Source organism: uncultured Rikenella sp., from assembly GCF_947628055.1.
In the GTDB taxonomy this organism is placed as follows: Bacteria; Bacteroidota; Bacteroidia; order Bacteroidales; family Rikenellaceae; genus Rikenella.
In genome coordinates this window covers 1-16,444 of sequence record NZ_CANQYJ010000053.1, presented here as the reverse complement: position 1 = coordinate 16,444, position 16,444 = coordinate 1, and the positions used below count along the sequence as shown (strand labels likewise).

At 57.1% G+C, this 16,444-nt stretch carries 12 protein-coding genes and 1 tRNA gene; 11 read left to right on the top strand and 2 right to left on the bottom strand.

What is annotated here, in order from left to right; all coding sequences use genetic code 11:
* The first annotated feature begins 2,529 nt into the window (after positions 1-2,529).
* The 7 genes from Q0Z93_RS06280 (at position 2,530) to Q0Z93_RS06250 (ending at position 12,124) form a co-directional block, all read left to right on the top strand.
* Entirely contained in the window at positions 2,530-3,618 is a 1,089-nt protein-coding gene (locus Q0Z93_RS06280; RefSeq protein WP_298063861.1) for an AI-2E family transporter, read from the top strand.
* Between the two features lie 183 nt (positions 3,619-3,801).
* A complete protein-coding gene (locus tag Q0Z93_RS06275; RefSeq protein ID WP_298063858.1) occupies positions 3,802-4,683 on the top strand; it encodes a transketolase in 882 nt (293 codons plus the stop codon).
* 1,158 nt (positions 4,684-5,841) lie between these two features.
* A complete protein-coding gene (locus Q0Z93_RS06270) occupies positions 5,842-6,243 on the top strand; it encodes a thioesterase family protein (RefSeq protein ID WP_298063855.1) in 402 nt (133 codons plus the stop codon).
* 73 nt (positions 6,244-6,316) lie between these two features.
* Positions 6,317-7,207 (top strand): menaquinone biosynthesis protein, encoded by an 891-nt coding sequence (locus Q0Z93_RS06265; RefSeq protein ID WP_298063853.1) that lies wholly within the window; start codon positions 6,317-6,319, stop codon positions 7,205-7,207.
* A gap of 2,154 nt (positions 7,208-9,361) precedes the next feature.
* Positions 9,362-10,315, top strand: coding sequence for a CorA family divalent cation transporter (locus tag Q0Z93_RS06260; protein ID WP_298063851.1), 954 nt, complete (start codon positions 9,362-9,364; stop codon positions 10,313-10,315).
* A gap of 892 nt (positions 10,316-11,207) precedes the next feature.
* The gene (locus tag Q0Z93_RS06255; protein WP_298063849.1) at positions 11,208-11,621 is read left to right on the top strand and encodes a D-Ala-D-Ala carboxypeptidase family metallohydrolase; all 414 of its coding nucleotides are present in this window, start codon (positions 11,208-11,210) and stop codon (positions 11,619-11,621) included.
* The gene (locus Q0Z93_RS06250) at positions 11,618-12,124 is read left to right on the top strand and encodes a hypothetical protein (protein ID WP_298063846.1); all 507 of its coding nucleotides are present in this window, start codon (positions 11,618-11,620) and stop codon (positions 12,122-12,124) included. The genes Q0Z93_RS06255 and Q0Z93_RS06250 overlap by 4 nt, the downstream gene beginning before the upstream one ends.
* Before the next feature lie 70 nt (positions 12,125-12,194).
* On the opposite strand, the gene Q0Z93_RS06245 is transcribed toward Q0Z93_RS06250, so the two are convergent.
* Positions 12,195-12,279 (bottom strand) — tRNA-Leu (locus tag Q0Z93_RS06245).
* Positions 12,280-12,588: 309 nt separating this feature from the next.
* Here Q0Z93_RS06245 and thrS point away from each other — a divergent pair.
* Positions 12,589-14,541 carry a threonine--tRNA ligase gene (thrS, locus tag Q0Z93_RS06240; RefSeq protein ID WP_298063843.1) on the top strand — a complete coding sequence of 651 codons (1,953 nt, stop codon included), beginning with the start codon at positions 12,589-12,591 and terminating at the stop codon, positions 14,539-14,541.
* A gap of 120 nt (positions 14,542-14,661) precedes the next feature.
* Entirely contained in the window at positions 14,662-15,183 is a 522-nt protein-coding gene (infC, locus tag Q0Z93_RS06235; protein WP_298063841.1) for a translation initiation factor IF-3, read from the top strand.
* Positions 15,184-15,285: 102 nt separating this feature from the next.
* Here infC and Q0Z93_RS06230 read toward each other — a convergent pair whose 3' ends face one another.
* Entirely contained in the window at positions 15,286-15,615 is a 330-nt protein-coding gene (locus Q0Z93_RS06230) for a hypothetical protein (protein WP_298063839.1), read from the bottom strand.
* Between the two features lie 16 nt (positions 15,616-15,631).
* Between Q0Z93_RS06230 and rpmI the strand changes: the two genes are divergently transcribed.
* The gene (gene rpmI, locus Q0Z93_RS06225; RefSeq protein WP_294591688.1) at positions 15,632-15,826 is read left to right on the top strand and encodes a 50S ribosomal protein L35; all 195 of its coding nucleotides are present in this window, start codon (positions 15,632-15,634) and stop codon (positions 15,824-15,826) included.
* Between the two features lie 172 nt (positions 15,827-15,998).
* The gene (gene rplT / locus Q0Z93_RS06220; RefSeq protein ID WP_027290767.1) at positions 15,999-16,343 is read left to right on the top strand and encodes a 50S ribosomal protein L20; all 345 of its coding nucleotides are present in this window, start codon (positions 15,999-16,001) and stop codon (positions 16,341-16,343) included.
* Positions 16,344-16,444: the final 101 nt, after the last annotated feature.

The following is a 16,444-nucleotide window of genomic DNA, read 5'->3' as shown; positions in this document are numbered from 1 at the left end:
GGCTATGGCGCGCATGGCGGGAGCGGCGGCCATGATGCGGCGGAGGCGGTAAAGGTTTTTATAAGTCTCGTTCAGGATTTTGTTCGGGTCGGGCTCTTGTCTTAGTGATACGCAGCATCGCTCGGTGCAGGGGAAATAGTTCAGGGGTAGTTCTGGCTCAAGCGAAACGTAGTTTCGCCCGCCCGCCACGGGGCCCCGTTGGGGCTTTTGTTAGAGTTTGAGAGGACTTAGTTAAGCGGCCCGCCCGGCCCGAGGGCAGTTTCCTCCGGTTAAGGCAGTGTAAACTCCCCGGTTCGCGTGCCGAACAGCCCCGCGCGCGACGCTTAAAGAGCGGAATCATTTCGACAAACGACAGTTTGTTGAACTAAGATTTCGCTGGCGCGCAGGAAAGACAACTGAGGTAAAGGCGGCTCGGTTCACGTGCCGAATAGCCCCGCGCGCGATAGCTGGAGAAGGAAATCGTTCAAAAGCAGTTTGCGCTTTTGAACAAGATTTCCGCCAGCGCGCGGGTTTTATTCGGGGTAGTTCCGGCCCACGCAAAACGAAGTTTTGCAAGCCTGCCGCGGGGCCCCGTTGGGGTTTTTATTGGTGTTTGAGAGAACTTATTTAGCGGCTCCGCCCGGCCCGAGGGCAGTTTCCTCCGGTTAAGGTGTAGCCCCCCGGCTGGAGTGCCCAGCGGCACCCGCGCGCCACGCCTTACAGAGCGAAATCATTTCGACAAACGATAGTTTGTTGAAATAAGATTTCGCTGGCGCGCAGGAAAGACAGCAGAGGTAAAGGCGGCTCGGTTCGCGTGCCTAATAGCCCGCGCGCGACGGCTGGAATAGGAAATCGTTCAAAAGCATGAATTGCTTTTGAACAGGATTTCCGCCGGCGCGCGGAATGAAATAGTTTTTTTGTGGCAAAATGGGCCGGAGCCAGCGGGGCTTTGGGGTAGAGGCGGCCAATGAAACAGCCAACGGCTGCGGATCGCGTGCCGAGCAACACCCTCCGCCCGGAGGTGGCTCCGGCTGGCATAGGGAGAACGCGGAGACTTAGTTGCTGTTTGCTCTCTGCTTCAGGCTACTCGCTCTATCAGGTTCGGCCTGCGCGCTCCGGGGGTGGGCCGAAGGCCCAGCGCGCAAGGCCGGCGTTCCTCTCGGAACGCGCTGTTCGTGTGCCGGGCGGCACCAGGTCGGACGCCAGGGAAACTTAGGGTAGTTCCAGCCCGGTTCGAGTGCCGAGCGGCACCGGGCCTCCCGCGGGGTGGCGTCCGGCCCGACATAGAGAGATCACAGCAGAACCGTCTGTCTCCGCACCCAAAAGCACTTCCGGAAGCGGGTAGACACAGCAGACCCGGGAATGTCGCGTTTTGCCTTGAGAAAGCCGGGCTGAATGACCGGCTTTCGACAAGGCGAAACCGATTCCCGGTGACTTCTTTGCTTCCTTTGACCTGCGGTCTTCCTCGCGCTGCCTCGGCATAGCTCGCAAGCGGTCTCTGCTCTCGGTACGCTGCTCGGTTCTTGGTCACCCAAGAAAGAAAGTGCCTCCGCTGCCTGAGCGACAAAGAGAAAAGTATCATTCCGCGAAGCGGGCAGCCCCACGTTGTGGAGAAATCCGGTTCGCAGAACCGGGCGGGCCGGACGCCTCCCCTTCGGGAGGCCCGCAACTCGGCAGTGCTCGTTGCGTTCTCTCCCGGGCGCCCGACCCGATGCCACTCGGCACGTGAACCGGGCTGGAACTACCCGAAACGCCTCCGCTGGCGCGGCCCGATCGCAAGTAATAAGGAGCACGCGAAAACACCCCCGGAAGCGTTGCTCTTGGAATCAGTGTCTTCCTTAATTGCGGGTAGACACAGCAGACCCGAAAGTGCCGCGTTTGAGGGTTCGCAAAACATTATGTTTTGCGAAGTCCAAACCGACTTTCGGCGACTTCTTTGCTTACTTTGACCTGCGGTCTTCCTCGCGCTGCCTCGGCAGAGACCGCTTGCGGGCTATGCTCTCGGAACGCCGCTCGGTTCTTGGTCGCACAAGAAAGAAAGTGCCCCCGCGGTATGAGCGGTGAAGCGAAAACAAAAAGTCCATCCGGCAGGAGGGCAACGGAAAAAGCCTTGCCGGCTCTAGCGGCGATCGCTGACAGACAACCGAACCCAAACATCGGAACGCGCTGTTCGCTGCCGGGTAGTTAGCCGGAGTGCTGAACGGCACCGGCGCGAGCCAAAAACGGTTAAAAAAACAGTACAATAAATTTTAAGTCGAAACCTTCCCGTTAAGAGAGGGAGAAAAAGCTCGCAGGCTGGATCGGTGGCCTGCCGCCGAGAGACGACCGAACCAAAACAACCGATTAAGCAGCCGGATGTGCCAAAGGCGGCGGACTGCCGCCGAGAAACGACCGAGCCCAAACACCTGATTAAAAAGCCGGATGTGCCAAAGCGGTGGCCTGTCGCCGAGAGACGACCAAACCAAAACAACCGATTAAGCAGCCGGATGTGCCAAAGCGGCGGCCTGCCGCCGACAGACAATAGAACCAAAACAACCCCACAGGGAAAAGATGAGCCCCATATACCGATGGATCGCCGCCGGCGCAGGCCTTTTGGCCGCCGGATTCCTCGTCTGGTACTTCCAGACCATCGTCTTCTATATCCTCATCGCCGCCGTGCTTTCCCTGATGGGAAAACCGTTAGTGACCCTATTGTGCCGCGTCCGCATCAAAGAACGGAACATGCCCAAGTGGGCCGCCGCTATGGTTACCCTCATTGTGATGCTCGTCGTGATCTATGCGCTTGCCGTGACCCTCGTACCCGTGGTGCTCGACAAAATCGACCAGCTCGCCTCGTTCGACATCGACCGGCTCACCTCGGCCTTGGCCGAACCCATCTCGCGCATCGAAGAATTCATCAACCGCTTCCTGCCCGACAACAACTTCTCCGTGCGCGAATACATCCACACGCAAGTCGGGCCCATGATCGCCTCCATCGACCTCGGCCGCTCGCTGGCCTCGGTGACCGGATGGGTCGTCGACTTAGTCATCGGCGTGTTCTCCATCAGCTTCATCACCTATTTTTTCCTGAAAGACGACCGCCTGTTCTTCGACGGCGTGGTGATCCTCTTCCCCGCCAAATACGAAGCCAATATCACCCGGGCGCTCGACTCCGCCACCACCTTGCTGATCCGGTACTTCATCGGCATCTGCATCGAAATGCTCATCAAACTCCTCTGCATCACCCTTCCCCTCTACCTGTTCGGACTGGAATTCAACACCGCATTAGTGATCGGAGCGATCTCCGCCGTACTCAATGTGATCCCTTATATCGGGCCGCTGATCGGGGCCTTCGCCGGGTGCGTCATCGCCCTGCTCAGCACTGGACCTGGCATTGCAACCGGAACCCTGCTTCTTCAGATGGTGATCGTATTCGCCGTCTTCCAGCTGATCGACAACATCATTCTGCAACCCTACATCTACTCCAGTTCGGTGCGGGCCCATCCGCTGGAAATCTTCATCGTGATCCTGATGGCCGGCTATATCGCGGGGGTGCTGGGGATGCTGCTGGCCATACCGGCATATACCGTTATACGCGTGTTCGCCAAAGAGTTTTTCAATCATTTCCGCGTGGTGCGGAAACTGACCGAGAATATATAAAACAACGGCCTATCGGCTGTAGCCCGGCCCGGGTCATCCGGCGGGGCGGAGAAGTTGGGAGCCCGGCGGGGGCGGAGAAGCTGGGAACCCGGCGGGGGTGGAGAAGTTGGGAGCCGCGGGGGTGGAGGAGTTGGGAATAAGAGTATTAACCACATAGAAGACCAGATACACATTAACAGAATCATGGCAGAGATCAAACAACTGGAGACCGTTGCCGCACAGGCGCGCCGCGACATCGTGCGGATGGTCGCCTCCGCCGCATCGGGTCATCCCGGCGGCTCGCTCGGCGCCGCAGACGTGCTTGCCGCACTTTATTTCGACGTGATGGACATCCCGCAGGAACGCATCGCGCATTTCGACCCTGCGGGGAACCACGGGGATGGCGAAGACCTTTTCTACCTCTCCAACGGGCACCTGTCCCCGTTGTTTTACAGCATTCTCGCCCGGCGGGGGTATTTCCCGGTGGCCGAACTGGGCGAGTTCCGCCGTATCGGCGCCCGTGTGCAGGGGCATCCCACGCCGGCGAAGGAGCTGCCCGGCGTGCGTGTCGCCTCGGGGTCGCTGGGGCAGGGGCTGTCGGTGGCTGTCGGGAACGCGCTGGCCAAGAAACTTTCGGGGGACGACGCCCACCGCGTTTTCGTGATGATGGGCGACGGCGAACTGGAGGAGGGGCAAATCTGGGAAGCGGCCATGTTCGCTGCGGCGCGGGGGGTGGACAATGTCATCGGAATCGTCGACATGAACGGCCAGCAGATCGACGGCAGCTGCGCTGCGGTGCTGGGGATGGGGTGCGCGCGACAGCTGCGTGCCAAATGGGAAGCGTTCGGCTGGACGGTCATCGATATGGACGGGCATGATATGCAAAATATCGTCGATACGTTGCATTATGCCCGGAACGAGGCCTCGGGGCATGGCAAGCCGGTGGTGATCCTTGCCCGGACGATTATGGGGCGCGGGGTGGACTTTATGGCTGGCACCAACGAATGGCACGGGAAGGCGCCGAATGCGGAACAGGCCGAAGTGGCGCTTGCGCAGCTGCCGACTACGGAGCTGGGAGATTATTAGTGTATTGTGGCGTTGTCTCCGTCTCCGTCTCCGTCTTCGGACGGGTGTTTTGGGGGGCGTGACGGGCCGAATATGCGGAACTTTTAATCGCAGATTAATAATACTTAGGTCCCCGTGGCCGGCACCAGCGGGGCCTTGGGGTAGAGGCAGCCAATAAAACAGCCAACGGCTGCGGCCCGCGTGCCCAGCGGCACCAGGCCTCCGTCCGGGGTGGCTCCGGCCTGTCATAGAGAGATCGCAGCCGAACCGAATTTCCACCGGTGCTCGGGATAAAGACCGTATTTGATAAGCAAAGGGCCGCAGCCCGCGGAGGGGGCGATTGAGCAAAGCGATATTTCGGTCCTCCGCATGCCCGGGGCTGCGGGCCGACCGGTTCTGCGAACCGGATTTTCCCGCCAGCGCGCGGATAAAGAATGTTCATCTCCGCGCGCCACGCCGAAAAAGGGAAATCGACAGTTTCAACATAAGTTGAAACCGAATGATTTTCCCGGCGCACGGGGATAGAGTTCAAATGTTTGAGCGGGTCGGATGCCCGGGATGCCGGCTTGGCAGAGGGAAAATTCTGGAAGTTACATCCGGTATTCTATGGGCTGTCGGAAGTTGATCGTTTTGCGGGCCCGCAGCCTCCCCCGGCGGAGGCCCGCAACTCTTTTATCGCTTGCGCGAGAGTTGCGTTCCCCGCAGGCTGCGACCCGATTGAAAATTGTAGGTTTATATTGCACTGTGCCGGATGGAACTGTTCTTTCTTTGAAAAGAAAAGCCCCACAGGGGCTTTCCGGGCTGTAATTACCCTAATCCTTAGGCTCCGCAGTCCTCTGGCATTGAGTTTGGTTCGGGGCGCGGGAATCGGGTCGATAAGGTGCAAGCCTCATCATATCGGCCCGATTCCCCGCACCCCGACAAATCGAAGGCAAGGGTATCCGGCAGGTTCAAGAGATGCGAAGCATCTCAGAAAGTTTTTCTGGTTCTCTTTGTTCACAACCGACGCTGCCAGCGAGAGCAGAGCGGGCTTGCACGCTTTGCCGAGCGGCGAGGAGGAAAACAAGCGAAGCGCAGTTAAAGAGAACAGTTCCCTCAAACCAGGTGTACAATAAAACCTTCAGTTAATTATTGAGTTCCCGGAGTCCCAACTGCCCGGCGAAATAAAATAAAAGCAGCATGATAACCACACCGATCCAACTCCGCTTTAACGACATCGACATCCAGGGACACATGTACAACGGCCAGTACCAGCATATCTTCGACCTGGGCAAGAACGAATATTTCGAGCACGTGCTCGGCATCGAGCAGATGGATGGCCGGCAGACCGTCGTCACGGCCAACTCGACCACCAACTTCTACGTCCCGGTGGGGATGAAAGACAAAATCGTGATCCGCACAAGCATCGAGAAAGTCGGGAACAAAAGTTTCACCGTGTTCCAGCAGATGGTGGATCAGGTCACCGGGACAGTCAAGGCCGACAGCCGTACCGTACTGGTCGGCTGGAACGCCGTGGACAAAGAGAGCTTCGCCATCCCGGCGGAATGGCGCGAAAAAATCGAACGCGAAGAAGCGCATTAACGGATAATTTTACCTAACTTCGCGGTGGAATTTACGATTTCATCAAACTTTATCCCTATGGGTGACGATCCAGGTGAGAATTACTGCCGTATCCTATCTGAACACGCTGCCGTTCATTTACGGCATCGAACAGCAGGCGGCTCTCTCTTCCTCTGTTGCTGCGGGGCATGCAGTGCCTCGGGTGCGGGAAACGGGAATGCCGCTTGCCGGGGAGGATATTGCCCTTTCGCTGCGGGTTCCGTCACTCTGCGCCGCTGATGCCATAGCGGGGGAAACCGATATTGCTTTGGTGCCGGTGGCAGCGATCCCGCTCATACCCGGTTTTTCCGTCTCCTCTGTCCGGCCGGGATCTCCGTCGGACGGCTTCATACCTCGGATTATTACGGACTACTGTATCGGCGCCGAAGGGCCTGTCGATACGGTGGTGCTTTTGTCGGATACGCCGCTGGCCGACGTCCGGCGCGTGTATCTCGACTCTCATTCGCGGACTTCCGTACAGTTAGTGCGGGTGCTGGCGCGCGAACATTGGCGCTTGGCTCCCGAATGGGTGGATTCTGCGGACTGCGTTTCCGACGCCGCCCCCCAGGGACGTCCGTTGGAACCCGGCGAAGCGATGGTGGCGATCGGGGACAAGGTGTTCGGCCTCAAGGCGGGGCATCATTATGCCTATTGCTATGACCTGGCGCAGGAATGGCATGATTTTACCGGAGGGCTGCCTTTCGTTTTTGCGGCGTGGGTGGCATGCAGCGGGGCGGGGCTCTCTTTTGCACCGATCTTGAACCGTGCGCTGGCTTACGGGGTGGGGCATATCGCGGAATCCGTTGCCGGCACTGTGAACCGTTCGCGGGATTTCGAGTTCGCACGGGCTTACCGGTATCTCACGAAGTCTATCCAATTCGACCTGGATGATCGCAAACGCCAGGCTATGCGCCTTTTCTGGGAAAAAATCATTACTCCCGGCTGACTCGATTCGGCTGTCACCGGCTGATTAATCGTTCGTTGATTTGTCATCGCGTGTGCGAAACCTGGTTTTGCCTGCCTGGCCGCGGGGCCCCGTTGGGGTTTTTGTTGGAGTTGGAAAGAACTTATTAAGCGGGGCTGCTCGGTCTGAGGGTAGTTTCCTCCTTTGGGACAGAATTTCCGCCAGAGCGTGGACAAGTATAGTTTCGGGGTGCAGCCTGCGGAGTTGGGGTAGTTACAGCCCGGATCGTGTGCCGAGCGGCACCGGCACCGCGCGCGACGGCTGGAGCAGGAAATCGTTCAAAAGCATGAATTGCTTTTGAACAGGATTTCCGCCAGCGCGCGGGAAAAAGCAAGTTCATCTCCGCGCGCCACGCCGAAAAAGGAAAATTGACGGTTTCAACGTGAGTTGAAAACGAACGATTTTCCCGGCGCGCGAATCACAAGCAATTTGTACCCGGCAGGTTCCGGCAAAACGAAGTTTTGCAAGCCCACCGCGGGCACGCGGCCCCGCGCGGGAGCGCAGTCTTCTTAAACTTCTCGCGCGCGACGGTTGGAATAGGGAATCGTTCAAAAGCATGAATTGCTTTTGAACAAGATTTCCGCCAGTGCGCGGGCAAAGAATAATTGGGGTAGTTCCGACCTAAGCGAAACGCAGTTTCGCTCGCCCACCGCGGGCACGCGGCCCCGCGCGGGAGCGCAGTTTCCTCAAACTCCCCGCGCGCGACGGTTGGAATAGGGAATCGTTCAAAAGCATGAATTGCTTTTGAACAGGATTTCCGCCAGCGCGCGGGATAAAGACCGTTTTTGATTTGCAAAGGGCCGCAGCCCGCGAAAGATATTTCGGGTAGTTACAGCTCGGCTCGAGTGCCGAGCAGCACCGGGTCGCCGCCAGCGGAAAGAGCAACGAGCACTGTCGAAGTGGCTCGCGCCGCGTGGGGTGGCGGCGACTCGCGCGACCCGTTGGGCCGCGGTTTACTTGGCTTCCGACAGGAAAGCGGTCGGAGCCAGCGGGGGCTTTGAGGTAAAGGCGGCCAATAAAACAGCCAAACCGAATTTCCGCCAACGTGCGGACAACGGCTGTTTTTGATCTGCAACGGGCCGGAGCCGGTGGGGACTGTTTGGGGTAGTTACAGCCTGGTTCGAGTATCGAGCGACACCGGCCCTCCGCATACCCGGGGCTGCGGCCCGCCCGGTTCTGCGAACCGGAGTTTTCGCATCAGCGAAAACACAGTTTGGTATATGAAAAGGCCGGCGCCAGCGGGGACTTTGGGGTAGAGGCGGTCAATAAAACAGCCAACGGCTGCGGATCGTGTGCCGGGCGGCACCGGGTCGGGCGACCGGGGTGGTTCCGGCCTGACAATAGAAGATCGGAGGGATTAACTGTACGATTGGTCGCTTATAATTTGCGATCGCAGGTCGTGCGGGCCGACGCCACCCCCGGCGGAGGGCCGCAACGTTCGCTGCGCTTACTTGCGCCTCCGCTGCGTCGGCCAAGAAAGGATAGTTACGGCTCAGGTAGCACTGGGCATTTGTGCGGGAGGCTGCGGCCCGACATGGGGAGATCACAGCCAAAGTCCTTTCGCATCCCCAACGGCACTGTCTTCCGCGAGGGATGGCGTCGGATGCGCGATCAAAGGTCACGGTTTCGGATCCCGACAACAACGGCTGGAACGAACGGGGAGATGGCCAATAAGACGACCAACTGCTGCGGTTGGTGTGCCGGGCGGCACTGCTTTCCGCGTGGGGCGGCGTCGGGGGTGGCCGCAGGCGCGGAAACTGAAGTTATTTAAAGGTAGGTTTTATTGTACTCCTGGTTTGAGGGAACTGTTCTCTTTGTGAACAAAGAGAACCAGAAAAACTTTCTGAGATGCTTACGCATCTCTTGGGCCTGCCGGGTACCCGGTTCTCGAACGTTTTGTTTTGTGTCGGGCTTTCTCAATGGGCGCGCTAATGATTGCATTACCTTATGCGCGCCGCATTGGAAAGTCCCGACACAAAAACAGAGTTCAAAGAAAAAGGACTGCGGAGCCTAAGGAGTAGCGCAGCTATCTCAAAAGTTCTTTGCGTCGCTTTCTTTCAAGAAAGCGACAGTCCCATCCGGCACCGTGCAAAATAAACCTACCGTTTATAGAACGACAAAAGAGGAGCGAGTGTAATGATAATACTATATTTGAAATCCATCAACAAGATCATCCGCGATCCCGAGCCCAAAGTATTCGAAGAGCTCGGGTATGACGACCTGTTGTGGATCGACCTGGTGGTGCCCACCGCCAAGGAGCGCAAACTCGTAGAGAGCTTCCTCGACATCAACCTGCTTACGCGGCAGCAGGCCGAAGAGATCGAAACCTCGTCGCGCTATTCGGAGCTCGAGGAGTCCATCATTTGCAACACCAGCTTCACCATCCTCAAGGAAGGCGGATTTGAAGTTGAGACCGTGTCGTTCGTCCTCAGCGAAGGACTGCTCGTCTCCGAGCGGAACACCGACCTGCGCACTTTCAGCGAAGCCAGCCGCAAGATACAGATGAACTACCGGTCGTACACCACCGGATACCACGTGCTGATCTCGATCCTGGAAGCCCGGATCGACCTCGATGCCGACATGGTCGAAATCATCTCCCGCCAGATCGCCGCCTTGAATGCCGTCAACAACGACGTGGACAAAAGCGTCGACAAAGAAGTCCTGCTGCACATCAACCGGCTGCAGGAGAACACCATGATCCTGCGCGAAAGCATTTTCGACCGCCAGCGGCTCCTGTCCGGGATTCAGCGCAGCGAGCGGTTCCCGAACGATATTTATCCGCGCGTCTCCATTATGATCAAAGACGTCGGTTCGCTGCTCAACCATGCCGATTTCAGCTTCGAGCGGCTCGAATTCCTGCAGGACACCTTCATGGGGTTGATCAACATCGAACAGAACAAGATCATCAAGATGTTTACCATCTTGTCGGTGATCTTCATGCCGCCGACGCTGATTGCCGGGATTTACGGGATGAATTACCCTCTTTCGCCTTTCGACCAGTGGGACTACGGCTTCGAGTTCGCCATCGGGCTGATGTTGCTTTCCATCGGGTTGACGCTCTATCTTTTTAAGCGGAAAAAGTGGATGTAGGCTTTATTCCCGCGACGGTTTGCCTGGTGGGCGCATTTCCGGCTGCACGGGGCGGATTGTGGCCGATAGGAAAATGTCAGTACGATTGGTTTAGTTGCTGCGATCCTTTGGGGACGCCGGCCTTGCGGTGCGCTCGGCACTCGAGCAGGGCAGCCTCCACCCCAATCACCTCCGTGGACTGCGGCCATTTACTGAGCAAAAACAGCCACTGTTCCGTGCACCGGCGAATCTGGTTCGGGCGCAGCCTGCGGGGAACGCAAAGATCGCGTGAGCGATCCATTTTGCGGGCCTCCGCGGGGCGAGGCTGCGGCCCGCGCGACTTTACGGTCGCATTTATCATTGATGGACGTTTTGCCCGTTGCCTCAGAAATCTCTCCATGTCAGGCCGGAAGTGCCGACCGGCACCGCGGAGACCAGCGATCCGAAAGATTACAATGACAATAAATAACCATAGGTTTATTTTGCATTGTGCCGGATGGGACTGCCGCTTTTTGAAAAAAGCGGCACCAAAAACTTTTGTGAAGCTGCGCTACTCCTTAGGCTCCGCAGTCCTCTTTCTTTGAACCCTGACAAAAGCCCCGACGGGGCCCCGCGCCGAAAAAACGGTTAATAAAAATACGGGTGCAATTAAAGTATATAATCGCCCAAGGGGAATCGACCATCTTCGATTCCCCTTTTTCGCATTTTCAAAGCCCCGTTTCCGATCCGTCCGCTTTCCCGGTCGGTTCCCGACAACGAAACACCCTCTCCCGGCCGAGACCCGGCCGAACGGCAACCGGATAGGAAAAGGCTGGGAAAGCCGGGGATAAGAAACAGTGGAAAAGTATGGCATTCGGTTGGGATTTGCCGAGAAAAACAGGCTTATTTGCCGTCTAAATTATCCTTGTGACCTATGAAATATTTCACTATTGAAGAACTCTGCGCGTCGGAGACGGCCCGGCGGCGCGGCATCGACAACACCCCTCCGGATGCGCTCGCCGGCAAATTGCAAACCCTCATCGAGCAGCTGCTCGACCCGATCCGCACGGTGTGGGGGGCGCCGATCGTGGTGAACAGCGGCTACCGCTGCCCGGCGCTGAATGCGGCGGTGGGTGGTGTTCCAACTTCGCAGCATCTCCGGGGCGAAGCCGCCGACATTACCGCCGGTTCTCCGGCCGAAAACCGACGATTGTTTGATAAGATTGTCGAACTCCAAAAGGCAGGAAAACTCGCCTTCGACCAACTGATCGACGAATCCGGCTACAAGTGGTTGCACATCTCCTACCGCGCCGGAGCCAACCGAAACCAAACCCTACACCTGAAATGAAACGGATCCTCTTTTATAGTATAGTCAGCCTCTTGTTGTCCGGCTGCTCGACCTCGAAGAAAGTGCACGACACCCTGCACGCGACAACCGCCGTGACCGAGCAGACCGACCTGCACGCGGAATCCCGTCAGACGACCGAGGCAGTCGCGCACACCGCGACCGAATCCGCTACCGCCGAAGCCGAGGAAACCCGCCGGATCGAATGGGAGTTCGACACCACCCAGCCGACCGACTCGGCCACCGGCACCCCGCCCGTCAAACGCATCACAATCATCGACCGCCGTCGGAACCGCGAGACCGATACTCGCCAACAAACGTCCGACACGCTCAAACAACAAACAGAAACCACCCTCCAAGACAGCACCCGCCGCGAATCCCAAACCGAGACAACCGCCGAGTTAGAGACTGACAAGAAATCCCGCCCCAGCAGCCTCCCGTGGCTGCTGAGCGGAATCGTCCTCGCCGTCCTCGCCTGGGTGGCGTGGAAAAAATGGAGGAGATAAAGCAGTCCCCTCAATAATCCCTTCTAAAAACTAAAAATCCTGTTAGTCAATCGACTAACAGGATTTTCTGTGCCCAGAACAAGACTCGAACTTGCACGCCGTAAACCGGCACTACCCCCTCAAAGTAGCGTGTCTACCAATTTCACCATCTGGGCAACATATCTTAAGAACCGCCCCGCAAAAAGCGCAGGCCCCGATCTGTCCGGCAAAAAAAGACGATCGACCTCCCGATGCACAAAGAACCGCGGAAATCCGACCCGTCTTTTCCAAACTAACCTAAACCTATTTGACAACAAATAAGCGGCACAAAGGTAACGTTTTTTCAGTTCCATGCAAACCCGTCCCGCAAAAAAATCGAAAAAACGCGGAGAACTCGGCCGACGGCGCACAAGAACCGGAAAAATGTCTAAATTTGCAATTCACTCATTTGTCAACAAAGAATCGAATACTTTAATACCGAAGGTATGATCCATATCACTTTTCCCGACGGCAGCAGTCGTGAGTTCGCCGCGGGCACCACGCCGCTTCAGGTGGCCGAGTCGATCAGTCCGCGGCTCGCCGAAGAGACCTTTGCGGCGACCGTGAACGGAGAGAGCTGGGACGTGCAGAAACCCATCGAGGCGGATGCGACGATCCGGCTGCACAAATGGGACGAACCGGAAGCGAAACACGCATTCTGGCACTCCTCGTCGCACCTGCTGGCGGCGGCGCTCGAGCAGCTCTATCCGGGGATCAAATTCGGCATCGGGCCGGCCATCGACAACGGATTCTATTACGACGTGGACTCGCCCACGCCGATTACCGAAGGGGATCTGCCGAAGATCGAACAGAAGATGCTCGAACTGGCGCGGAGCAAGCAGGCTTTCGTGCGGCGGGAAGTCTCCAAGGCGGAGGCGATGGAGACCTACAAGAAAAAGGGGGACGAATACAAGTGCGAACTCATTGAGGATTTGACCGACGGGACGATTACGTTCTACAGCAACGGGGAGTACACCGACCTGTGCCGGGGGCCGCACTTGGCCAACACTGCGCCGATCAAGGCCGTGAAGCTGACTTCGGTGGCGGGGGCGTACTGGCGGGGGGACGAAAAACGGAAGATGCTCACCCGGATCTACGGGATTACTTTCCCGAAAAAGGCGATGTTAGACGACTATTTAGCATTGGTCGAAGAAGCGAAGAAACGGGATCACCGGAAACTCGGGAAGGAGCTGGAACTCTTCACGTTCAGTCCGAAAGTGGGACAAGGGCTACCGCTGTGGCTGCCCAAAGGGGCTGCCTTGCGCGAACGGCTCGAAAACTTCCTCAAAGGGGTGCAGAGGCAATACGGGTACGAACAGGTCATTACCCCGCACATCGGGATGAAAGACCTCTATGTGACCTCGGGACACTATGCCAAGTACGGGAAAGACTCCTTCCAGCCCATTCATACGCCGGACGAGAACGAAGAATTTCTGCTCAAACCGATGAACTGCCCGCACCATTGCGAAATTTACCGCTCCAAACCGCGGTCGTACAAGGACCTGCCGGTGCGGTTGGCGGAATTCGGGACGGTGTATCGGTACGAAATGAGCGGGGAGTTGCACGGGCTGACGCGTGTACGGGGATTTACGCAGGATGATGCACACTTGTTCTGCCGGCCGGATCAGCTCAAGGACGAGTTCAAGAAGGTGATCGACATCGTGCTGTATATCTTCAAGACCTTGGACTTCAAGGAATTTACGGCACAAGTCTCGTTGCGCGATCCGAACAACAAGGAGAAATATATCGGGACGGACGAAAACTGGCACAAGGCAGAGACCGCGATCATCGAAGCGGCGGCGGAAAAGGGGCTCACCACGACGGTCGAACTGGGCGAAGCAGCGTTTTACGGGCCGAAACTCGACTTCATGGTCAAGGACGCGCTGGGGCGGAAGTGGCAGCTCGGGACGATCCAGGTGGACTACAACCTGCCGGAACGGTTCAACCTCACCTACAAAGGGGCGGACGACAAGGAGCATCGGCCGGTGATGATCCACCGGGCGCCGTTCGGCTCGATGGAACGGTTCGTGGCGGTGCTGCTGGAACATACGGGCGGGAAATTCCCGCTCTGGCTGACGCCGGAACAGGCCGTGGTGCTGCCGATCAGCGAAAAGTACAACGACTATGCGAAAAAAGTTGCTAAATTGCTGAATAATTGCGAAATTCGCACCCGCGTCGATAACCGCGACGAAAAGATCGGACGGAAAATCCGGGATAACGAACTGGCCAAAGTGCCGATCCTGCTCATCGTCGGCGAAAATGAACAGCGGGACGAAACGGTGACGGTTCGGATACAGGGCGAGGGACGGGACCGGGGGGCGATGACCTTGCCGGAATTTACGCGGATGGTGGCGGACCGAGTGGCGGAAGAGATTCGGCCCATTGCGGATAATATATAGCACGGCATATTTTTTGCTGCATCCGTCGACCGCAAAGTAAACTGACTAAATACTAAGGAGGACAAAACTATAGCACTGCCACCCAGACCCAGATCGCCGCGGGCCCCGTACCGGGGACGCGTGCAGAAAGAGAATCCCCACCGGATCAACCGGGAAATCACCGCGCCGCAGGTGCGGTTAGTGGGGGATAATATCGCCCGGCAGGATGTTTATCCGCTGCCCGAAGCGTTGCGTATGGCGCAGGAACTGGAACTGGACTTGGTCGAAATCTCGCCGAAGGCCGAGCCGCCGGTGTGCCGGATTATCGACTACCAGAAATTCCTGTACCAGCAGAAGAAAAAAGCCAAGGAGATCAAGGCCAAGGCGGTGAAGGTCGTGGTCAAGGAGATCCGCTTCGGGCCGCAGACCGATGACCACGACTACAACTTCAAACTCAAGCATGCCGAAAACTTCCTCAAGGAGGGGGCGAAGGTGAAGGCTTACGTTTTCTTCCGGGGGCGTCAGATCGTCTTCAAGGATCAGGGGGAGATACTCCTGCTGCGGTTTACGCAGGACTTGGAGGAGTGGGCGAAGGTGGAACAGATGCCGAAGCTCGAGGGGAAGCGGATGAGTATCATGCTTGCGCCGAAACCGAAAAAGTAGGTGTATATTTTTTATTGGGCTGCGAATTATATTTCCGGTTTTTCGGTTCGTGCGGGGGCAGGGGCCGGTGCCGCTCGGTACTCGATCCGGACTGTAACTACCCTAAACAGTCTCCGCTGGCTCCGGGTCGAACGCAAATAATAAGGAGCACGCGAAAGCCTTTCCGGAAGCGTCGTGTTTTGCCTTGAGGGGGCCGCGCTGAATGCGCGGACACCCGACAAGGCGAAACCGGCTGGAGGCACTTTCTTTGTCTACTTTCTTTGGTGGCAAAGAAAGTAGAAGCCCCGCCGGCTTGAGGCGGATAAGAAAAAAGTGCCCGCCCGGCAGGAGGGCAGCGAAGAAAAGGTCTTTTTTAAAGGAAAAAGGCCCGCCGGCATAAGGGCAACAAAGAAAAAAAACGCCGGCTTGAAACACAAACACACTATTAACCAATTAAATAATTTCGATTATGCCGAAAATGAAAACCGTCGCTGCCGCCAAAAAGCGCTTCACGCTGACCGGCACCGGCAAAGTGAAAAGGAAACACGCTTTCAAAAGCCACATCCTCACCAAAAAAACAACCAAACAGAAACGCAACCTGACCCATACGGGAACCATGAGTGCTACCGACACGCCGGCTGTCAAGCTGATGCTGGTCAAGTAGCTTCATGGCCTCTGCGTGAGGTCTGTTTTCTGTGAACACAGCCTTGTCCGCTGGCCGTTGAAAAGAGCGGACGACTACTTTTTTAACCAAGATCGCGCCCGGCGGAGTTTTTCCGAAAGTATCGTCCCAGCCTGGCTGAAACGATCGCCGGCCGATCGAAAAACGCATCATTATGCCAAGAAGTGTAAACGCGGTTGCCAGCCGGGCACGCCGCAAAAAGGTCCTCAAGCTCGCCAAAGGCAATTTCGGCTCGCGCTCGAATGTTTGGACCGTCGCCAAGAACACGGTGGAAAAAGGTCTTACCTATGCCTACCGCGATCGTAAAAACAAAAAACGCAATTTCCGCGGCCTGTGGATCCAGCGTATCAACGCTGCCGTGCGGGCCAACGGAATGACCTACTCGGAATTTATGGGGAAAGTCAATGCCAAAGGGATCGCTCTGAACCGCAAGGTGCTGGCCGATTTGGCAATGAACCACCCGACGGCTTTTGCCGAAATTATCAAAACGGTTAAATAGTGTAGGGCGGCTTCGGGGCTATCCTGACGCCGCCATTTTTACAGGTGCTTCGGACAGGGAGGTTCTCTTCCCTGTCCGAAGCACTTTTTTTGGGGGGGGGG